The organism is Gilvibacter sp. (genome assembly GCF_013214815.1).
Lineage (GTDB): Bacteria > Bacteroidota > Bacteroidia > Flavobacteriales > Flavobacteriaceae > Gilvibacter.
The window spans coordinates 1-23757 of the sequence record NZ_JABSPU010000005.1 but is presented as its reverse complement, the minus strand read 5'-3'; the positions used below and the strand labels follow the sequence as shown (position 1 = coordinate 23757).

Annotated in this window: 21 protein-coding genes; 18 read left to right on the top strand and 3 right to left on the bottom strand. The window is 43.6% G+C overall.

The window, feature by feature from the left end; all coding sequences use genetic code 11:
• The first annotated feature begins 24 nt into the window (after nt 1-24).
• Both HRT75_RS01985 and HRT75_RS01980 read left to right on the top strand, forming a co-directional pair.
• Nucleotides 25-570, top strand: coding sequence for a DUF922 domain-containing protein (locus tag HRT75_RS01985; protein ID WP_291182334.1), 546 nt, complete (start codon nt 25-27; stop codon nt 568-570).
• Entirely contained in the window at nt 558-785 is a 228-nt protein-coding gene (locus HRT75_RS01980; RefSeq protein WP_291182333.1) for a DUF3820 family protein, read from the top strand. Before HRT75_RS01985 ends, HRT75_RS01980 begins: the two co-directional genes overlap by 13 nt.
• Nucleotides 786-788: 3 nt before the next feature.
• Here the strand turns inward: HRT75_RS01980 and HRT75_RS01975 are convergent, their stop codons facing one another.
• Nucleotides 789-2105: a serine hydrolase domain-containing protein gene (locus HRT75_RS01975; RefSeq protein ID WP_291182332.1), complete on the bottom strand. Its 1317-nt coding sequence runs from the start codon at nt 2103-2105 to the stop codon at nt 789-791.
• A 92-nt stretch (nt 2106-2197) separates the two neighbouring features.
• A complete protein-coding gene (locus HRT75_RS01970; RefSeq protein WP_291182331.1) occupies nt 2198-2560 on the bottom strand; it encodes a MotA/TolQ/ExbB proton channel family protein in 363 nt (120 codons plus the stop codon).
• 207 nt (nt 2561-2767) lie between these two features.
• Here HRT75_RS01970 and HRT75_RS01965 point away from each other — a divergent pair, with 207 nt between their 5' ends.
• From HRT75_RS01965 to HRT75_RS01915, 11 genes are all read left to right on the top strand, one after another.
• The gene (locus HRT75_RS01965; protein WP_291182330.1) at nt 2768-3841 is read left to right on the top strand and encodes a histidine kinase; all 1074 of its coding nucleotides are present in this window, start codon (nt 2768-2770) and stop codon (nt 3839-3841) included.
• The gene (locus tag HRT75_RS01960) at nt 3828-4541 is read left to right on the top strand and encodes a LytTR family DNA-binding domain-containing protein (protein ID WP_291182329.1); all 714 of its coding nucleotides are present in this window, start codon (nt 3828-3830) and stop codon (nt 4539-4541) included. Before HRT75_RS01965 ends, HRT75_RS01960 begins: the two co-directional genes overlap by 14 nt.
• Nucleotides 4542-4651: 110 nt before the next feature.
• Nucleotides 4652-6286 carry a CTP synthase gene (locus HRT75_RS01955; RefSeq protein ID WP_291182328.1) on the top strand — a complete coding sequence of 545 codons (1635 nt, stop codon included), beginning with the start codon at nt 4652-4654 and terminating at the stop codon, nt 6284-6286.
• Between the two features lie 78 nt (nt 6287-6364).
• Nucleotides 6365-8239, top strand: a complete 1875-nt coding sequence (yidC, locus tag HRT75_RS01950) for a membrane protein insertase YidC (RefSeq protein ID WP_291182327.1) — start codon at nt 6365-6367, stop codon at nt 8237-8239.
• Between the two features lie 45 nt (nt 8240-8284).
• Nucleotides 8285-8974, top strand: coding sequence for a toxin-antitoxin system YwqK family antitoxin (locus HRT75_RS01945; protein WP_291182326.1), 690 nt, complete (start codon nt 8285-8287; stop codon nt 8972-8974).
• 45 nt (nt 8975-9019) lie between these two features.
• Complete coding sequence (mnmA, locus tag HRT75_RS01940; protein ID WP_291182325.1) at nt 9020-10195, top strand: tRNA 2-thiouridine(34) synthase MnmA; 1176 nt, start codon at nt 9020-9022, stop codon at nt 10193-10195.
• Nucleotides 10196-10256: 61 nt separating this feature from the next.
• Nucleotides 10257-11201 (top strand): nitronate monooxygenase, encoded by a 945-nt coding sequence (locus tag HRT75_RS01935; RefSeq protein ID WP_291182324.1) that lies wholly within the window; start codon nt 10257-10259, stop codon nt 11199-11201.
• Nucleotides 11201-11935, top strand: a complete 735-nt coding sequence (locus HRT75_RS01930; protein ID WP_291182323.1) for a hypothetical protein — start codon at nt 11201-11203, stop codon at nt 11933-11935. The genes HRT75_RS01935 and HRT75_RS01930 overlap by 1 nt, the downstream gene beginning before the upstream one ends.
• 65 nt (nt 11936-12000) lie before the next feature.
• Entirely contained in the window at nt 12001-13461 is a 1461-nt protein-coding gene (locus HRT75_RS01925) for a hypothetical protein (RefSeq protein ID WP_291182322.1), read from the top strand.
• A gap of 188 nt (nt 13462-13649) precedes the next feature.
• Complete coding sequence (locus tag HRT75_RS01920; RefSeq protein ID WP_291182321.1) at nt 13650-13862, top strand: DUF2892 domain-containing protein; 213 nt, start codon at nt 13650-13652, stop codon at nt 13860-13862.
• Nucleotides 13863-13963: 101 nt separating this feature from the next.
• On the top strand, nt 13964-16531 hold the full coding sequence (locus HRT75_RS01915) for a phosphoenolpyruvate carboxylase (RefSeq protein WP_291182320.1): 2568 nt from the start codon (nt 13964-13966) through the stop codon (nt 16529-16531).
• A 15-nt stretch (nt 16532-16546) separates the two neighbouring features.
• Here the strand turns inward: HRT75_RS01915 and HRT75_RS01910 are convergent, their stop codons facing one another.
• A complete protein-coding gene (locus HRT75_RS01910; RefSeq protein WP_291182319.1) occupies nt 16547-17899 on the bottom strand; it encodes an HTTM domain-containing protein in 1353 nt (450 codons plus the stop codon).
• Nucleotides 17900-18062: 163 nt separating this feature from the next.
• On the opposite strand from HRT75_RS01910, the gene HRT75_RS01905 reads away from it, so the two are divergent.
• The 5 genes from HRT75_RS01905 to HRT75_RS01885 all read left to right on the top strand — a co-directional run.
• Complete coding sequence (locus HRT75_RS01905; protein WP_291182318.1) at nt 18063-19493, top strand: M20 family peptidase; 1431 nt, start codon at nt 18063-18065, stop codon at nt 19491-19493.
• 21 nt (nt 19494-19514) lie between these two features.
• Complete coding sequence (locus tag HRT75_RS01900) at nt 19515-20162, top strand: DUF664 domain-containing protein (RefSeq protein ID WP_291182317.1); 648 nt, start codon at nt 19515-19517, stop codon at nt 20160-20162.
• Nucleotides 20163-20207: 45 nt separating this feature from the next.
• Complete coding sequence (locus HRT75_RS01895; RefSeq protein WP_291182316.1) at nt 20208-21107, top strand: dienelactone hydrolase family protein; 900 nt, start codon at nt 20208-20210, stop codon at nt 21105-21107.
• Between the two features lie 106 nt (nt 21108-21213).
• Complete coding sequence (locus HRT75_RS01890) at nt 21214-22485, top strand: NAD(P)/FAD-dependent oxidoreductase (protein ID WP_291182315.1); 1272 nt, start codon at nt 21214-21216, stop codon at nt 22483-22485.
• A 71-nt stretch (nt 22486-22556) separates the two neighbouring features.
• Nucleotides 22557-23757, top strand: a 1201-nt coding sequence (locus HRT75_RS01885; protein WP_291182314.1) for a DUF1800 domain-containing protein, incomplete at its 3' end; no start/stop codon positions are given.

Here is a 23757-nt window from a genome sequence, read left to right as displayed (position 1 = left end):
AGAGCTGCTCCACGTTATTGAAGTATGCTTAGATTTTTGTCAATCAGCCTTTGTTTACTACTTTTTGTTGCTGCAGATACTGCAGAAGAGCGTATTGCCTGGAGTGAATCCTATAAACTTTCTTGGAGCGATTTTAAAGGAACCCCCAAAACGGGCAACACCTTTGTGGCTAGTACCAGTTCCGGTTTGTCATTCTCTTACGGATTCAAGACCATTAATGGAGTACCCACTGACGAATTCACCTTTGAAGTTGAGGCTTATTTCTATCCGCAGAACTCCTGGTACGATCCAGACCGTGTGAGCCCAAGAGTATTGCAGCACGAACAAACTCATTTTGACATTACCGAATTACACGCGCGCTTGTTGCGCAAGCGTATTGCTGAGTTTAATTTTTCCTCAAACATTAAAGACGAGCTAGACGCGCTCTATGATCAGGTTGAACGTGAGCGTCGTGAAATGCAATCCCGATATGATCTGGAAACAGACCATTCTGTGATCCGAGATCAAGAAGCTGCGTGGGTGGCTCGTGTTCAAGAACTGCTAAAACAATCTGTAGCTTGGAAAGAGTAGATCCGCAAAAAGAGCACCTCATAGCATTAGCCAACTACAAGATGCCCTTTGGAAAATACAAGGATCGGTATTTGATCGATCTGCCGGAGGCCTATTTGGTTTGGTTTCGTCAAAAAGGATTTCCTGCAGGAAAGTTGGGGCGTTACTTAGAAGAAGTCCACGAACTTAAGATCAATGGTTTGGAACCCTTACTGCGCAAACTTCAAAGACTCTAGACGTTATTCGTTTAAATTGAATCGGAACTCGCGACGACCTTCCTTAAGCAGCATGGTCTTATTTTCCACATTGAACATAAATTCTAAACCAGCGTCTTTGGCCAAATAATGATGCTCATCAATGAGTACAAGTGCTATTGGCGTGCGCCCTTCTGCCTGTGCTTTGAGTTGATCGGCCTCCCAAAAGATCGTAATGGGTAAAGGAAAATCAGAGCTTGAATAGGCTCCTGCGTAGAGCTGCGAGGTCTCACTGCCTCGTTTAGACTCAAATTCTGGGAGCTCGTATTCCATTCCAAAGAAGATCTTTGCCGCCCCAATCATTACCTGGGTTAAATTGGTGTACATATAATTGCTCACCGCACTGATCGTTATTTTTTGATCTGGGAAATGGGCTACCAAACTTTGAAATCCATCTATACTGCCGCTATGGCCATAAGTCTGAATCCCCTCAAACGGAAAACCCATGATTCCCAAACCAACATCCTCTCTGGTTTGTATCATCATTTTCAATGTATTTTCACTAACCAGAGCACCACTAAAAAGTTGTGCGTAAAAGCGACTTACATCCTTTGCAGTAGAAACGATCCCTCCCGCACCCATGGGTGCATTTAAGTGGGTGTGTGGACTTATCTGCTGCCAAGCCTCATCCTCATAATAATAGGGTAGCGCTTCATTATTGTCTGCTTGGATACTTCCTCCAAAACGAGTTTCTGTTAGACCGAGCGGAATGATAATTTGCTTCTCCAGAACAGCTCCGTAGTTCATTCCGTAGGCATCCTCCAAAATAAACGAGAGCAATATGTAGTTAGAATTGGAATAAGAAACTTGCGCTCCAGCATCGAATTGCGGAGTTCCAGCGGCAATTCTATTGATCATTTGCTCACGGGATTGGGCGCTGTAGATCCAAGTTCTCAATTCAGGATCATCAGTAATGTTGTAAATGCCGCTGCTGTGTTGCAAGAGATCCTTAATACGAATCTCGCCCGCATTTGGAATCTCCGGGAAATATTTGGCTAGCGGATCCTCAAGACTGAGTTTCCCAGCTTCTACCAATTGCATGATTAGGGTAGCCGTAAAACTTTTGGAAATCGAACCGATGCGGTATTTGGTTTGTGTGTTCGCTTTTTGATTGGTCTGGACATTGGCAAAACCAAAGGCATTTTGGTAAACTTCTTGGCCAGAAACCATAAAGGAGACTTGTCCCATCCCTTTATTATTGGCTTCCAATAGTTGGAAGTATTGATCCAGTTTTGCGCGATCAAAACTTTGCGCAAGGGCAGTGCCGGCTATAAGTAAGCCACAGAGAAAAATTCTGAACATGATAATGAGTTTAAGTACAAGGGAGAACTGCTTTAATCTATCTAAAACAGAATTACTCCCTTGTGGTTAGGTAAAAATTGTGGTGAACAGCTTTATTCAGCTGCTTCAGCTTGGCGTTCTCGCAATTGGATGAGAATGATCCCAGTACGAGCAAATAGGAAGACAATAGCTCCTAAAAAGGTAGGGAGGAAGGTGCGTTTAAGGCCTCCGGCAACTATATTCATGGTAACACCATCAATGAATTCAATGGTGTCTAAGGCCTCGATCAGTCCTAAAACTTGACCTAAAATTCCCCATACTAATGCAAAGAGCCCTAAAGACTGTAGGAGATTTTTAGATTTTTGACTGTTGTTTTGACTGATATTACCGCGAACACCTAAAATGATCACTGCAATTAACAAAATGGCCAACGGTACCATAAAGAAATAACCGCCTTCTGAAATGATTTTGAACATGATTGTTGTTTTTAATTGAACTCCTCCAAAACTAATTGCAGTGAGCTCATCATTTTGCTAATTGCGATTACCGCCTTGATTTGCTCCTTTTTTAACCGGAGAAACGCCCTGTTTGGTTTAAGGTCTCAAAGCTGTTATTTAGAAGCTCAATTCAGTAAATCATCGCTAAAAATATGGAATTAAAAACTTTTTACAGAACTTGCCCTCATGGGCAAGATCGCCAATCGTTTCGCTAAGCGGATATTACTTCAAACCCTTTTCTGGCTTGGGGTTTGGTTCTATTTTATGTACTTCTTTAGTTACAGTAGTAACAATAAGGACTACGCTTTTTGGTTCAGTATTTGCCTAATGCCTGTGACCATGATTACTACCTATTTGGTCACCAGTTATTTGATTCCGAAGTACTTAGTGGTTAAAAAGTATGGGCTTTTTGCATTGTATCTCATCTACACTTTGATCATATCCAGCTATGCCATCATGCTCAGTATTTTTGGTTGCTTTATCATCTTGTCTGAGGTAGATATGGACAATGTCCCTCCCTTGAGCCGTAATTTTTGGTTTGTTTTGGCCTTGGTGTATTTGGTGGTTGGCGCGGTGAGTGCAGTGCGGATCATGCAGCTCGGGTACAGGAGCTTGAACAAAGCCCAAGCTTTGGAAAAAGACATGTTGCAAAGAGAGTTGTATGTTAAGGATCAGGAATTGAGCTATTTAAAAAAACAGATTCATCCACATTTTTTATTCAACTCTTTAAATACCATTTATAGCCTTTCTGTGCGTCGGATGGAGAATACTCCAGAGGTCATTCTAAAGCTTTCCAATTTGCTGGATTATTTGCTCTATCAGGCCAGCAAACCCTTGACGAGTTTGGAAAGTGAGATTGCTCACTTAAAAGATTATGTGGACTTGGAAAAGGTTCGATTCCGTGATACATTAGTGGTGGATGTTGATTACCACGCTCCAAAAACTCCAATCTCATTGCCGCCAATGTTGCTTTTACCCTTGGTAGAAAATGCGTTTAAACACGGAGTGATGAAAGATGATAGACTCCAGATCAAAATGTCTTGCAACATGCAAGGGGATGAGCTCCGATTTCAGGTCACTAATACTGCTGAAGTACCAACGACAACTTCAGAGGGCGGTATAGGTCTGAGTAATTTGCGCAAGCGTTTGGAACTTCTATATCCGAAGCGACACGGCTTGGAAACAAGCTATAATGAGGGAGTGTATACCGCTGAACTTCATATTGACGATCCTCAAAATACAAGTAATGAAGAAGTATAAGGTTGTAATAGTAGATGACGAGCCCGAGGCTCGAGAGCTTTTGGAACACTATATGGAACATTTGCCAGATTGTGAGTTGGTAGGTTGTTGCAAGAATGGTGTTGAAGCGCTACAGCTAGTCAATAAACACCAAATAGATCTGCTTTTTTTGGACATTCAAATGCCAGGTATCTCTGGCGTGGAATTGGCCAAGAGTATTCCTGAAGGCGTTAAGGTGATTTTTACTACAGCGCATCGCGAGTATGCCGTTGAGGGTTTTGAGCTCATGGCGGTAGATTATTTATTAAAGCCGATTTCTTTAGATCGATTTTTAAAGGCGGCCTATCGCTTTATAGCTAAGCAGGCCCAAGAGCCTAAGTCGGGCTCAGAGGCTCCTGCGGAATCTAAACGAGAATTTATTTTTGTGCGCGCGGATCGTAAAATGATCAAAGTAGCGCTGGATGAAATCAAATACGTAGAGAGTATTCAAGATTATTTGAAGATTCACACCTCAGATCAGGCCTTAGTCACCCGTGAAACTATGGCCCAGATGCAGCAGCAATTGCCTGAGCGTGATTTTTTGAGATGTCATCGGTCGTTTTTAGTGAATATCAGGCATATTGATTCTTATACGCATGAACAAATCACCATTGGGCGTAAATCCATTCCCATCAGCAGAAGTTATAAGGATCAAACCTTAGAAAAACTGCAATCCATTTAAGCGCTTTGGCAGGATAAATTACGCAGTGGGAGAAAGCGTAAAAAACTCCTTGGGATTGGGAATAAAATCTTACCTTTACATCCCGTAGAGTTGTTATACCCACCACAAACATGGACACCACCAAATATATCTTCGTTACGGGCGGAGTTTCTTCCTCATTAGGCAAAGGAATCATTGCGGCATCTTTGGCTAAATTACTACAAGCCAGAGGATTTCGAGTCACTATTCAAAAATTGGATCCCTACATTAATGTAGATCCTGGAACATTAAATCCCTATGAACACGGGGAGTGTTATGTGACTGATGATGGTGCCGAAACTGATCTCGATCTAGGCCATTACGAGCGTTTTTTGAACGTACCGACCTCACAGGATAATAATGTGACTACTGGCCGTATTTATCAAAGCGTAATTCAGAAGGAACGCAAAGGGGAATTCCTTGGGAAAACCGTGCAGGTTATTCCGCACATCACTAATGAGATCAAGGAGCGTGTTCAGATGTTGGGTAAATCTGGCAATTACGATATTGTGATCACAGAGATCGGTGGAACCGTGGGTGATATTGAATCTTTACCCTATATTGAATCTGTGCGTCAGTTAAAGTGGGACCTTGGTAAAGAAAATACCTTGGTGGTTCACTTAACCTTGATTCCCTATCTGTCCGCGGCAGGGGAGTTGAAGACCAAGCCTACACAGCATTCTGTAAAGACCTTGATGGAAAGTGGTATCCAAGCGGATATCTTAGTATGTCGCACAGAACACGAGCTTTCTGAAGATCTCAAGCGTAAACTTGCATTGTTCTGTAATGTGGAGACTGAAGCGGTCATTCAATCGATTGACGCCTCTACCATTTATGACGTACCTAACCTAATGTTGGAAGAAGGTTTGGATCGCGTCGCCTTGAAAAAATTAAACTTAGATGCTCCTGGCGCTCCAAACTTGGAACGTTGGAACGAATTCTTGAGTAGACACAAAAACCCAAAAGACACCGTACATATCGGTCTTATTGGAAAGTATGTGGAATTGCAAGATTCTTATAAATCTATTTTGGAATCCTTTATTCATGCAGGAGCTGCCAATGAATTGAAGGTCAAAGTACATTCCATTCATTCAGAACACATCACCGCCGAGAACGTTGCCGCAAAGATTGAAAACTTAGACGGTATCCTTGTGGCTCCTGGATTTGGAGAGCGTGGAATAGAAGGGAAGATTGAAGCCGTTCGCCTGGCTCGTGAGAATGGCATTCCGTTCTTAGGAATTTGTCTGGGGATGCAGATGGCGGTTATTGAATACGCCAGAAATGTACTGAATTTAGCAGGTGCCAATTCTACAGAAATGAATCCTGACACAGCCCATCCGGTCATTGACCTGATGGAAGCTCAAAAAAGCATCACAGATATGGGCGGTACCATGCGTTTAGGCGCTTGGAAATGTGAATTGACTCCAGACAGTATTGCGCATGGAGTTTACGGCGATTCTTTGATAGAAGAACGTCACAGACACCGTTATGAGTACAACGATAACTACCGTCAAGCCCTTGAAGATGCTGGGCTCAAGGCTACTGGATTGAATCCCGATACTGGCTTGGTAGAGATCGTGGAATTGCCAACACATCCGTGGTACGTTGGAGTGCAATACCACCCGGAATACAAGAGTACAGTAGCAAATCCGCATCCTTTGTTTGTTGCCTTTGTAGCTGCTGCTTACAGATACGCATCGGCAAAAAAAGATGTCAGTATGGCATAAATGCCGCTTTCGGCCAAGTAATTGCTATACCACAGACGACCAAAAACTAATTAAACATCCCAAATTGGGAGACACCATATGGAAGAAAAGAAGTTTGACTTAAACTCGTTGATCGGTTTTATCCTGATAGGGATCATCATTATTTATATGCTCTATCAAAATGCGCCAACTGAAGAAGAATTGCTGGAGCGTGCTAAACAAGAGCAAATTGACCAAGAGGAAGAAGAAACCGGTCAGCCTACCCTTGACCTCTCAAATACCCAAGAAGCCATTGTGGCTAACCCCGCGGATTCTGCAGCAACTGCAGCAGCTCAAAACGCCTTGGGTGCCTTTGCTTATTCTGCTGGATTGCCATCGGCAACAGATAAGGTTACCGTTTTTGAGAACGATGTCTTGGAGCTTAAGGTCAGCAATCAAGGAGGTTATATCACAGAAGCACGACTCAAAGAGTTTGTTACTTACAAAGATGTTCCGGTTTACTTGATCAAAGATGGGAATGCCTCATTGGATTTGGTATTCAATCATCAGAACAGAACCTTGCATTCCAAAGAATTATTCTTTGAGCCTACGGTAAGTAAGGAAGGCGACAACAAGGTGCTTTCCATGAAGCTTAAAATTTCACCTACTCAGTATTTGGAGTATCGCTATACGCTTAAGCCGGGTGATTATATGATGGATTTCTCGGTGCGTACGCAAGGGCTTTCCAACGTTATGGATACTTCTAACGATGCCGTGCTGCACTGGGAATTGGCGGGTTACCGTCGCGCAAAGAGTGTCGCCTATGAAAACCGTTATACGGAGCTTATTTGGGAATATGAAGGTGGAAAGGATGATTACCTCGGCCAGCAACAGCGCACTACTGACGAGTCCATAGATGTGACCTATGTAGCCTTTAAGCAGCACTTTTTTACTTCGATCTTATTGACGGACAAACCGTGGAAAACGGCCAGTTTTGTCAGCGAGAACTTGGTAGATGATGAAGATATTGACACGCTTTACACCAAGAAATTCAAGGCTGAATTGCCTTTGGCATACTCAGGTGGGGAGCTTTCTTACGATATGGATTGGTACTACGGACCAACCGATTATAAGATCTTAAACGCCTATGACCGCAACTTGGATGAGGTCGTACCATTGGGCTGGGGTATCTTTGGATGGATCAACCGTTATTTGTTCATTCCTCTCTTTGGATTCCTATCGTCATTCTTGCCTTATGGTATCGCGATCATTGTCATGACCATTTTAGTGCGATTGGCATTGAGCCCGGTCACTTATAAGTCCTATTTGTCTCAAGCAAAGATGAAAGTGCTGCGTCCAGAGATCACAGAGATCAATGAGAAGCACAAGGACAACGCCATGAAGCGTCAGCAAGAAACTATGGCCTTATACCGTAAAGCAGGGGCTAGCCCAATGGCGGGTTGTATTCCAGCCTTGCTGCAATTACCGGTGTTCTACGCTTTGTTCCAGTTCTTCCCATCGGCTTTTGCGTTGCGCCAAAAAAGCTTCTTATGGGCAGAAGATCTTTCTAGCTATGATACCATCTACGAACTGCCTTTCTCCATTCCACTTTACGGAGATCACATCAGTTTGTTCCCGATCCTTGCGTCAATTGCGATCTTTTTCTATATGACGATGACCACGGGACAGACCATGCAACAGCAGCAGCCCGGGATGCCTAACATGAAATTCATCATGTACATCTCGCCGCTATTCATGTTGGTATTCTTTAACAATTATGCGAGTGGTCTTTCGCTCTATTACTTCATCTCTAACCTGATCACTATTGGAATTATGTTGGTGATCAAAAATTATATTATTGATGAGGATAAGATCCACGCGAAGATTCAAGAAAACAAGAAGAAGCCAAAGAAACAAAACCGTTTCCAACGCAAGATGTCAGAAATGATGGAGCAGGCTGAGGCACAACAGCAACAGCGAGGAAAGAAGAAATAGCATAACAAATCGTTCAATACTGCGTTTGCTATAAAAAGTGATTCCATGCGAATGAAAGCGATCTATTTTGTCTTAGCAGTATTTGTTTCCGGTTCCCTTTGGGCTCAGGATGCCGTCAATCAATTTGATGAAACCGGCAAGCGCCACGGCACTTGGAAAAAGTACTTTCCCAACAGCAAACAGTTGCGTTATCAAGGCTCCTTCGAACATGGAAAAGAGGTAGGAACCTTTAAGTTCTATTGTGAGGACTGCGGATCCCAACCTGCACTGGTCAAGGAGTTTGAAGCGGGATCTGATCTGGCTCAACTCACCTATTACGACAAAGGAGGAAAACCCATCAGTCAAGGCCAGATGCGCGGTAAGATGAAGACTGGAACTTGGATCTATTTTCACAAGGACGGTAAAACGGTCATGACGGAAGAGAACTACGTCAATGATCAACTAGAGGGCCAAATGACTACCTTCTACGCCAATGGCAACAAAACTGAAACCTTGATCTATAAGCAAGGTAAAAGAGAAGGAGAGAGCCGCTATTATTCACCAAGCGGGGTAGAGATCAAATTCTTTACTTATGCCAACGATATGCTCAACGGTCCGGTCAAATACTATGATGCTAAAGGTAACCTGATCATCAGTGGTAACTATAAGAATGACGCCAAACACGGGCTTTGGCAGTATTTTGAAGGAGGAAAGCTGGTCAAAGAGGAACGCTTTCCAAAACCCAACGGGCAGTAGTTATCTGCCTATTTTTCGTATTTTTGCACCCCAGAATTTTTTGAGATGAAACGCGTTGTCGTAGGACTTAGTGGTGGAGTGGATTCCAGTGTAGCAGCCTACTTGCTCAAAGAGCAGGGGTATGAGGTCATTGGTATCTTTATGAAGAATTGGCACGACGATAGTGTGACCATTTCTAATGAATGTCCGTGGTTGGAAGATTCCAACGACGCCATGCTGGTTGCCGATAAGCTGGGAATTCCTTTTCAAACGGTAGATCTGAGTGAGCAATACAAAGAGCGTATTGTAGACTATATGTTCCGCGAATATGAGATGGGCCGCACGCCCAATCCGGATGTGCTTTGCAACAGAGAGATCAAGTTTGATGTCTTTTTAAAGATCGCGATGGATCTCGGTGCCGACTATGTCGCTACGGGTCATTACTGCAGGAAAGGCACGCAAGTCATTGACGGACAAGAGGTTTACTCCTTGCTTTCTGGAGCAGATCCGAATAAGGATCAATCCTATTTCTTGTGTCAGCTATCTCAAGAGCAATTGGCTAAAACGCTCTTCCCTGTTGGAGAACTTCAAAAAGCAGATGTGCGCAAAATAGCAGCCGAGCAAGATTTGATCACCGCAGAGAAGCGCGATTCTCAAGGCTTGTGCTTTATTGGTAAAGTGCGCTTGCCGGACTTTTTACAACAACAATTGGCGCCAAAAGAGGGTCAAATTGTGGAAGTGCCAGCGGATCATCCAGTCTACGAAGAGGCGCTTAAAACCGAAGATACCTTGCAGGCTTTGGTTGCAAAGCATGCCTATGAACTTACCGACGGCAAGGTAGTGGGCAATCATCAAGGAGCGCATTATTTTACCAAAGGGCAACGCAAAGGATTGGCTGTTGGTGGAACCAAAGAACCACTTTTTGTTATTGATACTGATGTGACCAACAACATCATTTATACCGGGCAAGGGAAAGACCATCCAGGGCTGTTCCGTAAAGGCCTATTTGTACAACAACCCGAAGTGCATTGGGTGCGTGAGGATTTGCGTTTGCAGGCCGATCAAAGCCTAGAGGTGATGGCACGCATTCGCTATCGTCAACCGCTTCAAAAGGCCACTTTGCATCAAACCCAGCACGGGCTTTATGTCATCTTTGAAGAAGCGCAATCCGCCATTACTGAAGGCCAGTTTGTGGCTTGGTATCATCAAGAAGAACTGCTTGGTAGCGGTGTTATTTCTTAAATTTTTACGCCTGAATTCGGCTTAAATATTCGTACTTTTCTGAGGTAAAATTAAACTGCAGATGAGTAACGCAATCACTTCATTATTCGGAATTAAATACCCACTAATCCAAGGAGGAATGATCTGGAACAGCGGCTGGCGTTTGGCCAGTGCGGTAAGTAATGCCGGAGGTTTGGGCCTGCTTGGGGCAGGAAGTATGTATCCCGAGGTGCTGCGGGAACACATTCAGAAGTGCAAGAATGCAACAGATCAACCTTTTGGGGTGAACGTACCTATGTTGTATCCCGATATTGAAGAGATCGTTGGAATCATCATTGAAGAAAAGGTTCCCATCGTCTTTACATCAGCGGGAAATCCGAAGACCTATACCGCCCGTTTAAAGGAAGTAGGAATTACCGTTGTTCATGTGGTCAGCAGCGTAAAATTCGCCTTGAAGGCTCAAGATGCAGGTGTAGATGCTGTGGTTGCTGAGGGCTTTGAGGCAGGAGGACACAACGGCCGTGAAGAAACCACAACCTTGACTTTGATCCCTATGGTTAAAGAACATTTGAAGGTGCCGCTCATTGCAGCTGGTGGGATTGCCACTGGTAAAGCCATGTTGGCTGCAATGGTTCTTGGAGCCGATGGCGTACAACTCGGCAGTCGTTTTGTAGCCTCAGAAGAATCTTCAGCGCATCAGTTGTTTAAAGAAGCCGTCGTGGCAGCTAAGGAAGGTGATACAGAGCTCACGCTCAAAGAATTGGCCCCTGTTCGCCTGCTTAAGAACAAATTCTATCAGGACGTTAAAGACTTATACAAAACAGGACCCACTGTAGAAGAACTCAAAGAATTGTTAGGACGTGCTCGCGCAAAGCGCGGCATGTTTGAAGGGGATATGGTAGAGGGAGAACTCGAGATCGGGCAGATCTCAGGGCTCATCCACCAGATAAAACCTGCTGGGCAGATCGTTACAGAAATGATCACGGAATACGAGCAAGCGAAGTCACAAATCAGTCAGTTGTTCTAATGTGTGCGGTACACATACTTAACGGCGATGCTTTACTGGAGCGATTTCCAGAAAGCATTTCGGGAGATCTTTTAATCTGCAGAGAATGTCTTATTGACGGGCCTTTGCAGGGAAGGAATCCAGAGACCTTCTTTGCCAATCGGATGGCTTATTTAGATGTTTCTTATGACGATCCCGGAGGTGAGTTTTATTTAGAAGCAGTGCTGCCTCAGTTTGAATTGATGATGAACATTCCCGAACAATCCAAGGTATATTTTTGGTTTGAGGCGGATCTGTTCTGTCAGTTCAACTTTTGGTTTTGCGCTTCCCTTATGGATACCAGCTCAGGTTGTGAGTATTACTTAGTGTTGCCGCCAGAGCCGCATCAATACGGTTTTTCAGGATTGAAGAATTCGGAACTTGAATCGCTACAACAAAATGCGATTCCCATTTCGGCCCTGCTCATGGCTTCCATTCAAGAGTTGTGGAAGGCTGCGCGAAAAGCCGATAAGAAAAAGGTCAATACTCTTTCCACGATGTTATCTATCGCCGTACCTGGGTTGAAAAACTTGCCGTCTTTTATGCAGCAGTTTTATGAGGAGCATTATTTAGAAGTACTTGAAAGACTGATCGCAGATCCAGCTTTGAATGATTTTCCGTCCGTCTTTCGAGCCTTCATGCAACAGGAACCTCAATACGGATTCGGAGATCTGCTTTTAAAAAGATATTATGATCAACTAACGCATCAATCATAAATTTGGTCTCGAATGGATTTAAATCGATTTTTAAATTTAAAGAGCCTTGTTCTATTTTTATTATTGTGTTGTCAACTCCTGTAATAGGACAAGAATTTCAAAACCTTAAGGCAACAACTACCAGGCCCTATTACGATAAAGTCAAGGCAGACAGCATTACCGCTTTGAAGTTTCACTCCAGTCAAAAAGCGGTCTTAATTCGTGCGCAAAAGAGTTATATCTCCTTTAATCTTTTCAACACCTCAATGAATCTGGTGGACGATCAAAAGGTCAAAAAAAGCCAGAAGGAGGTCTATTTGGGCGAGTATATTTTAGGCGATCGTGTTATAGCCTTGACCCACTCCTTTGCCGGTCGTGGCTTCAGTACGCTTTATGCCTATGTCTATGATATCAACACCAAAAAACTCGATAAGAAAGAATTAATCGCAACTCCCATAGATAAGCGATTGGGGCTGTTTTCTACCAAGAAAAACTCAGAATTTATCATTGATGATGCGAAAGCCACATTCAGTATTGTAACTACCTTTAAGCGTAAGGATTTGATCCAATACAGCTTTATAACCTTTGACGCCAATTCCCTGGAAAAGCTTTACTCACAGGATTTACAAAGACAAGATCTTCGAAATTATGTCATTTTGGACGTACTGCTGAACCAGCAAGGGCAATTAGAGGTAATCGGTCAGTTTACCGCAGAATCCTTGCAAGCTAAAAAGTCGGATAAGGCTTTCTACGTCGCCACTTTAGATGTCATTGATGAAAACGGAATTGTCTCTAAGGAATTTGAGATTGAAAAAGCGCTTCCCAACGGAATCCAACCTATTGCTACGGACACTTCCATTTACATGAATACCTTTATAGAGGCAGAGACTGGAGGTGTTAATCAAATTGAGACCACGGTATTTGATAGAAGCAGTTTTACGCCCTCTGAGCAATTGGTCTATACCTTTGATCAAGGAGTTTATAAGGCCTTTTTTGGAACAGAACGAGGTAATCGAAAGAAAAAGAAGAGCAAGGGTTTAGGCGAGTTTAATATTAACTATATAGTACCCGCAGCAGATAAGGGGTATTTTGTCTTGGCCGAGCTGAAAGAAATAATTGTCACCATGTCCGGTGGAGGTGTCAACGGTATGGCCGGTTCTACTACGCGCACAATCTATTCAGACCTCTTGGTGTTTTACATTGATAATAGCGGTAAGGTGGTATGGGCAGATCATGTTGAAAAAGGCGTAGCATCTTCCCCAAGAGCTTACAATGCTTTTATTGAAAATGATCAGCTGAATATCTTAGTTAATGGAGGAAGGAATTACGATACTACCAAGAATGGCGACCCCAACTTGAGGCAAGGTTTCTTAGAGGGCTCGGCACTATACCGCGTCGTTTATACCTTAGATGGTACTCAGAAAGTACAAAAGATCCAGGATAACAAAGACGACTTTTACCTACCCAGATATGGCGCCTATGTCAATGGAAAGTTTATCATGATCAGCGATTCGCGCTCCAAGCGTCGCTTTATGTTTTTGGAATAGGACCGTGTTTATTTAGGTAGATTCTTCCCGAATGTGACCTAGGTCACTTTTCAAAACGTTCAAAATCAATACTTTTCACAGATGAATAAGAAGTGGGTCAAACTTTTAATGGTATGCGCTATTTGTCTAGGCATCTTTTATCTATTGGCCTTACTGATTGAATTTTTCAACAACTAAAATCTCTCGTCATGAAAAAAAACATGGGAAGCCTTGATCGTCTATTGCGTTTTGTTCTTGCAGCTGCTGCAGTAGCCTTGTATTATTTTGATGTAGTCAGTGGAACCTTAGGAATAGCCGTTATGGTTCTAGCCGCGGTCTTTTTACTTACAAGCTTTGTAGCCTTTTGTCCACTTTACTTGCCGTTTGGATTAAATACCTGTAAGGTAAAAGAGACCGAGTAGATCTCACGAAAACGTTCGCGTAGATTCTTTCTTTGTTGCTGCATTGCAGATAGGGGTGCTGTGCTTAGAATTCCGTAATTTTAAGTGTTAAATCTCGGCTTATGCAACAGACCAAAATGGAGCGGTTTGACACCTATGTTAGATCTCGCTACAACGTTTACAACAGTATATTTACCACCCTACCTTTTGATTTGATCACCAACACTGGGGTGTTGTTGCCACTTTTCGCTAAGATCTGTGAGCAGGGTTATGCGCATAAAAAGAACCCTACTGAGATCGTAGCGACTTTTTTTGCGCGCTATGCAGAAGACCTTAACGATAAGCAACGCTTGGATCTACTCTTTAGGTTCATTCAATATATTGAGCGTCAAGTGGTGCTTTTTGATGCAATTGAGGATGCTGCCTTTCCTGTAATTTACAACCTTGACGGCCGCGGAACATTAAGAGGCGTTAAAGAAGAAGCCCAGCAGACCTATGCCACGGAGGCTTTGAAGGAGTATATGAAAGGCTTTCAGGTACGCACTGTACTAACTGCGCACCCTACGCAGTTCTATCCTGGGCAAGTTTTAGGCATCATCACCGATTTGGCCAAGGCTATTGAGCATAACGCCTTAGACGATATCCAAAAATTGTTGGGACAATTGGGCAAGACCCCATTCTTTAAAAAAGAAAAACCCACACCTTATGAGGAGGCTGTGCGTCTTATTTGGTATTTAGAGAATGTCTTTTATCCTTCAGTGGCCAATATTTACAAATACATCAATACCCACATCTTTGAAGGGGAGACCTTGGATAACCCTATAGTTTCTGTCGGGTTTTGGCCGGGTGGTGATAGAGACGGAAATCCCTTTGTCACCACGCAAACAACCCTCGATGTAGCACAGCGCTTGCGCAGTACCCTCTTCAAGAATTATTACCGAGATATGCGTGCTTTAAGACGCAGGTTGACCTTTAAAGGGATAGATGCGCGTACCGCAGAGCTGCAGCAGGCCCTTTACGATCATATCTTTTTACCTCATGATCAAGTCACGCTGACTCCTGAGTATTTGCTCAGTGAACTCAACGCAGTACGTTCCATTCTAATAGAACAACACCAAAGCTTGTATTTGGATCAGCTCGATGCCTTTATTGGGAAGGTGCGTTTATTTGGCTGTCATTTTGCGAGCTTGGATATTCGCCAGGATTCCAGAGTGCATTCGCGGGTAGTAGAAGCTATTGCCACGCAGACTACGGGAGTATTGCCAGAAGATTATGCCGCTTTGAGCGATGCGCAAAAAATCGAGGCGCTCGTACAGATCCAAGCGCAAGTCGATCCGCAGCAATTAGAGGATGAAATGGCTCAGAAAACACTCGGTGCCATTTACGCGATGAAGACCATCCAAAAGGCCAATGGCGAGGTAGGATGTAGCCGATACATCATCTCAAATAACGGCTCAGTACTCAACGTAATGGAAGCCTTTGCCATGTTGTTTATGTGTGATTGGCCAACCCCAACAGTGGATGTAGTTCCCCTTTTTGAAACCATAGACGATCTTGCTATGGCTGATGAAGTCATGGCCACTTTATATCAACATCCTGATTATTTAGCACATTTAAAGCGTCGCGGCATGAAACAAACCGTGATGCTGGGCTTTAGTGACGGTACTAAAGACGGTGGTTACTTGATGGCGAATTGGTCTATTTATCGTGCTAAGGAAAATATTACACGTGTTTCCAGACAGCACGGGATCAGTGTTTCTTTCTTTGACGGTCGCGGAGGACCTCCAGCTCGCGGAGGTGGAAAAACGCATCAATTCTATGCATCTCTCGGTCCAAATATTGAACACAATGTGGTGGAATTGACCATTCAAGGCCAGACAATCAGCTCAAACTTTGGAACGCCAGAGAGTTGTCAATACAACTTAGAACAGCTACTTAGTTCTGGAATCAGTGGAGAGGTCTTTGCTGCAGATAAGAATTTGATCTCTGAGGCAGATAGAGAAACCATGGAGCAATTGGGGCAGCGCAGTTATGAGGCTTATCAAGCCTTTAAAAACCATCCGAGCTTTTTGCCTTATCTAGAGCGAATGAGTACGCTCAAGTACTACGCTAAGACGAACATCGGTAGCCGTCCTTCTAAAAGGGGAGGAAAATCCGAGCTGGTCTTTAGCGATCTGCGTGCCATTCCGTTTGTAGGGAGTTGGAGTCAACTCAAACAGAATGTTCCAGGATTCTATGGGCTCGGAACGGCTCTTGAGGCCATCAAACAAGAAGGGCAATGGGAGGCAGCAGAATCTCTTTACAAAAACTCAGTTTTCTTTAAAACCTTGGTAGAGAATGCCATGATGAGTATGTCTAAATCCTTCTTCCCGTTAACGGCCTATATGCAAGACGATCCAGCATTTGGCGCCTTTTGGAAAATGATCTATGAGGAGTTTGAGCGTACCCGTGATCTGCTTCTTGACTTAACAGGAATGAAGCAACTCATGGAAGATGCTCCTGTGATGAGAGCTTCCATAGGCATGCGAGAAAAGATCGTTTTACCGCTCTTGACTATTCAGCAGTTTGCCTTACGGGAAATTCAAAATCTCAGAGCATCTGGAGCCGATGAAAACGAATTGGCAGTTTTTGAAAAGATGGTGACGCGTTCACTATTCGGAAATATTAACGCGGCTCGTAATTCAGCCTAGAAACTTCCTTGGAAATTACCTCAAGGGCTTTATCCAATCATCGTTTCCAATTTTACTGTTGGAAATGGCAGTTAAGTCCTTATTGGGTTCAATATAAGGCTGAATAGCTTTGCCATTGAAGATCACTTGAATATCAGCTTTTAGTTGTAAACCCTTTCCAACGCCTTGCTCTTCTGCCTTGCTTTTGATGTATTTGGCCAAGGCCACCACATTGAACGGATCCTCCAAAAAGTGGATGCGTTGGTTAGCGGTCATAAAGGTTTGAACATCTACAGGTATAACTTGTTTTGTAGTGGGATCCTGGAGTTCCATTTGCATAACTACGGGCGTTTTAGACTGTAACTTCATGCGCCAAGAAAAGCGTTGCGCCACGCCAGTCCACTCTGGGTTATAGGTCAGTAAATGATGCCTTAAAGGAAATAGTAATTGAAAGATTATAAAGAAAAGCAACAAGCCAAAGGTCAATCCATTTCCTGCATTGCTGCTTGTAGAATGTTGGAGCTCTGAGACGCCACTAAACTTTAATTTGGCTAAAAGCTTATCCAAATAAGCTCCTAATCGAGCACCATCAAAGAATAAAACAGTACTGAAGATCATCAAGAAGGGAAACAGTCCTATATCGTTAAAAAGAACTGCGTGATTGGTCAAGTTAAAAAGGACCACCAAGCCAAAGGCAAACCACCGTGTTTTTCTAAAGCACAATAAAAAGACTATACCAAGGTCGTAAACGAGGCCCCCGTATTTAAAGAAGGGAATCAAAATTGAGTCTGAAAATATTCCCGTTATAAAAGTGTCTTGAGTTTTAGAAACGATTTGGTTTACCAGATCGGTTTGTAGCCAGTTTGGAGAAAGCTTTGCAATACCTCCAAAAAAATAGGGCAGTCCAATTAAAAAGGCCAACAGATATTGATTCCAGGCTGGTATGGCCTTGACCGATGATTTTTTGATTATCCGTTTAAGACTGTATTTTTCATCCGCACGCATAAAAATCATCACCAGAGCCAGAAGCATGATCAAATAAAGATGGTTGTTGTAGATGGTTTTGTCAATCAGGGTGAAATAGCTAAATCCTAAGAAGAAAAAGATACTAGCCCAACGGTATAGAAACCCTAAACCAATTAGACCAGCCGCGACAATCATTCCAATATTTATGGCCTTGAGGATCCCATAAGACATCGGTTTTATAAATGCTAAACCTTCATAGGCAAACAAAAACTCTGGGCCGCTCATAAACTGGCGCGCATAGTCAATATTCAAATAGTAAATAGTTTGATACATCATGAATGCGCCAAATACAATTCTAAAGATTGCCAAGGCGCTCGGGTCAATGGATGCAAAGAGAAAATTGCGGAGTTTAGAGATGGCCATAAAACAGGATTGCTAGATTCAAAGATACATTTTAGATCGAATTGCAAGTTTTTGCTGTGTGGGAACCGTGTTAAAAGACAGAACCATACGTTAAAAATCGCCGGAGCGCATTTAAATTTAGTACCTTAGGAATCCTACATTTCACTAACAACCATTCAATTACATGAAGAAATTTTTCCGTTTCCTCGGTCTTGCCTTATTGGTATTGATCGCCATAGTGCTTATAAAGACTTTTAGCTTAGGTTCTAGACAAGTGCCGGCAGGAAGCATCGAGTCAGTCTCAGTGTCTGACGATGTGTTTCAAAACCTTGCCGATGCCGTGACTTACAAAACCATTTCATTCAGCGAGGATACTCCTCCAGATTCCACGGCTTTCTTTGGGTTTCACCGTTTTTTAGAGCGAACATTTCCACGCATTCACAATCAGCTCGAACTAGAAAAGATCAATGATTACAGTCTGTTATACACTTGGCAGGGCAGTGATTCTTCTTTAAAGCCGATGATTTTAATGTCTCATATGGATGTAGTCCCTGTGGATGAGCCTACGCTATCAGATTGGGAGGCTGGCCCTTTTGAAGGAGCCATTACCCAGACGGACATCATTGGTCGCGGGACTATGGATGATAAAGGAACCTTGATGGCTGTAATGGAAGCCATTGAAAAGATGTTAGAAGAAAACTTTAGTCCTAAACGGACCATCTATTTGGCATTTGGTCACGATGAAGAAGTCGGAGGGCCCAGAGGAGCAAAACAAATCGCTGCTCGTCTAAAAAGCAAAGGAGTACAAGCGGCCATAACCATTGATGAAGGTGGTTTCCTAGCAGAAGGTTTGGTGCCAGGTATTGATCGCCCTGTTGCCATGATCAATTTGTCTGAAAAGGGTTTCGCCTCCTTTAGACTGATTGTAGAGACCAACGGTGGGCATAGTTCGGCTCCACCAGAAGAGAATACCATAGGAATCCTAGCTCAAGCAATTGTTGACCTAGAGGACAATCAGCGTCCGTACAAACTCGTAAACCCAGTTGATTATCAATTAGAATATATGGGGCCAGAATTGCCTTTTATGCAACGCGTGGCCTTTGCCAATCCTTGGCTATTTAAGAAACCAATTTTAAAGGCCTTGAATTCCCATACCACCACTGCGCCAACTATTATTGAGGGTGGAGTGAAAAACAATGTGATTCCTACGGTAGCAGAAGCGACTATCAATTTTAGAATACTCCCCGGAGAGACCATTGAGTCTGTTAAAGAACATATCATTGCTACGGTCTCTGACAAAGTGCGGGTAGAGTCTGTTGGCTTTTTGACCAACCCATCTCCGGTTTCCAGTGTAGAATCGGAGAACTTTAAAATTCTGGAACAAACTATACGGGATATCTATCCCAACAGCATCGTAGTGCCTGGTTTAGTGGGAGGAGGAACAGACGCTCGGTACTTTTATGATATTTCTGATGATGTCTATCGCTTTTACCCCATCAGACTTGATCCTACTAGTTTGACTCGATTCCACGGAATCGATGAGAAGATCAGCAAAGAAAATTATTTAGAGATCGTGACCTTTTCCTATCATATGATCAAAAGATTCAATCAATAACAAACTATACACAATACAATCATGGAACAAAAAAGTAATGCAGTAGACCGCAGAAGATTTATCAAGCAGGCATCCCTGGCTACCCTGGCTTCTGGGGCGCTCTTATCTTGGAGTACGCCGCCCTTGCAGCCCTCTGGAGGTAGCTTGAATGACATTAACATTGTAGGGCCAAAAGACGGTTATAGTCCACAAGTGGGAACCTTGGTTTCCATGATGAATTGGATGCGCTACGTGATCTTAAGACCTGTTCAGGGAATGAGCACCAAGGACTTGGACTATTTGGTAGATGATAAAGCAAAGACTATTGGTGCTATGTTGTATCATTTAGCTGCGACGGAGCGATTTTATCAAGTCGACACTTTTGAGAACCGCGCCTGGGACGATTGGGACGCTGCAGATGCTGAAGAGTTTGGTGTTGCCATGGGACTTGGAGACGCTGCTAGAGCCAGCATTAAAGGCAATCCGCTGGAGTTTTATATGGAAAAACTAGACCGTGTCCGTGAGCATTCATTAATTGAATTGGCCAAACGGGATGACGACTGGTTGTTAAGCGTTGATCAAGATTGGCCGTGGGGACCTACTAATAATTATTGTAAGTGGTTTCATGTGGTGGAACACGAATCCAATCACAACGGGCAATTTAAGTTTATTAAGAGTCGTATTTCCTAGGAATAGGGCTTAGTCTGGAAGTATTAAAATTTTAAAGAACAGTACATGGAAACCAACAAACCTCTCAAAAAAGAAGATATCCCTCAGGAAGTATTTGATCTCTATGATGATTACGCCCATGATAAAATAGACCGACGCGGCTTTGTGCAGCGCTTGGGGCTGTATGCCGCGGGATCGGTGACCGTTGGCTCGCTCTTGAGCTTTATGGAACCCAACTACCGCAATACCCAAGTGGTTGCTGCAGATGATCCTGACTTGAATTCGGACTATGTAGAGTATAATTCACCCAAGGGTGGTGGAACCATTAGAGGTTTGTTGTCAATTCCTAAAGATGCCGATGAGAAACTGCCCGGTATTGTGGTGGTGCATGAGAACCGCGGATTGAACCCATATATTGAAGATGTCGGGCGTCGTGCGGCTAAAGCCAATTTTATAAGCATCGCTCCGGATGCCTTATGGCCACTCGGAGGTTATCCAGGAAATGATGACGACGGTCGGACTATGCAACGAAAGAGAGATCGGGGGGAAATGCTTGAGGACTTTATTGCCGCTTTTGAATATTTGAAACAGCATCCTAATTGCAGTGGGAAGATCGGCGTGGTTGGTTTTTGTTTTGGAGGATATATTTCTAATATGATGGCCGTGCGTGTGCCAGACTTGGCAGCAGCCGTGCCTTATTACGGCAGACAACCCAGCGATGAGGACGCTGCCAAAGTAAAGACTCCTTTATTATTGCAGTACGCTGAACTGGATACTCGCGTAAATGCGGGATGGCCTGCCTATGAGGCCGTACTTAAGGGGAACAATATTGAGTACACTGCACATATGTACCCAGGCGTTAATCACGGCTTTCACAACAATACGACGCCCCGTTATGATGAGCCTGCGGCCCAACTTTCTTGGGAACGCACCTTGGCGTTTTTCAACAAGCATTTAAGGACTTAAAAACACACGCGCTTTCAAGCGTTAAATTCTATCTAAATCGGGCGAATTTTCATAAGAAAACGCCCGATTCTTCGTATCTTTATTTGTCCAAACAAAGGACTACTTTATGGACGATACCCAAACCGTCGTCATAGTGGGTGGAGGCTTTGCCGGCCTGGAACTCATCAAGCGTTTAAGCAACGACAAACGCTACAAAATCATTCTTGTCGATGCCAATAATTACAACTTTTTTCCTCCGCTGATCTATCAAGTTTCTGCTGGATTTATGGAGCCCTCTGCGATCAGTTATCCGTTTCGGAAAATTCTGCGAAAGCACAAGAATGCGCGCTTCCGTTTGGGAGAATTGCAAGCCATCCATCCAGAGGAGAATAAAATACTGCTAAACAATGGTGAACTGCCTTACGATCACTTGGTTTTAGCCACTGGTGCGCAAACCAATTATTTTGGTAATGAGAATATTGCCAAATACAGTTTGCCCATGAAAACCATCAGTGATGCCCTATCGCTGCGCAATGTGATCTTTACGCGTTTGGATCGAGCTACGCGTATGAAAGACCCGGTGCATCGCAAGCGTCACTTGACCTTTGTTATTGCTGGGGCTGGTCCAACAGGGGTAGAGCTTTCTGGTATTTTCGCCGAGATGCGCGAGCACATTCTGCAAAAGGATTATCCGGAATTGACCAAAGAAGATTTGGGAGAGATCTATTTGTTGGATGGAAACGATACGGTCTTAGCGCCAATGTCTTCGGAATCGCAGCGCTATACTCACAAGAAATTGGAAGAACTCGGCGTGCAGATTCGATTGAATACCCGTGTGGATGATTTTAAAGACAATGTGGTTTACCTCTCGGATGGAACTACCATCGAATCCATTAATTTGATCTGGGCCGCTGGTGTCTCCGCCAAAACCTTTGAAGGGATACCTACCGAGGTGCTCGGTCCGGGAAGACGTATGAAAACCAACGGGTTCAATCAAGTAGAGGGCTTTGAAAATATTTTTGCCCTAGGCGATTGCGCCTTCATTGCCGATGACGCGGAATATCCTAAAGGCCACCCGCAATTGGCGCAGCCCGCTTTGCAACAAGCCAAGAATTTAGCTGCTAATCTTAAACGTCCAAGAGAGAATTGGAAGCGTTTTACCTATAAGGATTTGGGGGCGATGGCCATTATAGGTCGTAATAAAGCGGTCATGGATACTCCGGGTCAAAAAACAACTTTTAAAGGGTTCTTTGCTTGGCTGATCTGGATCTTCATTCACATTATGGGCTTGGTGAACTTTAAGAACCGTGTCCGTACCTTTTACAATTGGATCGGATATTATATTTATAAAGATCAATACTTCCGCATGATCATAAAACCGCGAGAGCGCGAACATTAGCCTACAAAATCGAGATCAACTAAACCATTGGTCGTATCTGGAGTCCAAGAAGTGTTCATCAATACACAACTATGGATCCCAAATTGAGACACCTTTTATTGCGCGCTGGCTTTGGAGCACAACCTGAGATGCTTGACCAACTGGGTTGGAAGACTCCAGAAGATGCCCTGCCATCACTTCTTAAAACCAATGATTTCTCAATTAGCCTTCCTAAAGGAACAGGATCGGATATGTCCAAGGTGGATAAATCCAAGATCCGGGAACAGACAGCGGCTATGAATTTGGAGTGGCTTATCGGGATGGCCGAGTCTACCTCGCCATTGCAAGAAAAGATGTGCTTTTTTTGGCACGATCATTTTGGAGTTAAAGCCAAGTTGCCCGTTTTAGCCGCCATCCACAACAATACATTGCGCAAACATGCCTTGGGCAAGTTTGGAGATCTGTTGCACGCCGTAGCTAAAGATCCAGCTATGCTTTTGTTTCTAAACAATCAGCAGAACAAAAAATCAGCACCTAATGAAAACTTTGCAAGGGAACTCTTTGAATTGTTCACCTTAGGCGAGGGACACTATACAGAAACAGATATTAAAGAAGCCGCCCGAGCATTTACCGGTTGGAAAACCGATCGTCAGGGTGCTTTTCGTTTTGTGCGATTTCAGCATGATTACGGTTCCAAGACCGTTTTTGGAAAGCGCAAAAGTTTTACAGGCGAGGAAGTGATCGATCTGGTTTTGCAACAGCCGCAAACTGCAAAATTCATAGTGGATAAGATCGTCAATTTTATAGTCGGACCTCAATTGGATCAGGCTAAGCGACAGGCCTTGACAGAATCGTTTAGCCGCAGCGATTTGCATATAGGTCAATTGTTGCAAGAGATCTTCCGATCCGATTGGTTCTACAATAAGGAGCATCAAGCTGCACGGATAAAATCCCCCATAGAATTATTAGTAGGCGTCTGCCAGGGATTTGATTTAAAATCAGACTCTGGTTTTGGCCTGCTTATGGCCCAACGCTCCTTAGGGCAAGTTCTGTTTGCACCTCCTTCTGTAGCTGGTTGGCCTAGTGAACGGCAATGGATTGATAGTTCCTCTTTACTTTACCGCCAGAATTTAGGTTTTGCAGTATTGCTAAATCGCGCTTTAAAAGGGATTGAAAAAGCCAATTTTGATGCAAAGGTCAAAGGTCTGGATCTCCCTAAAGGTAGTAAGCTCTTTAACGGCTCTGCCCGACAATGGCACGGCCTTTCCATCAAAGCTTGCAGTGAGCTATTAT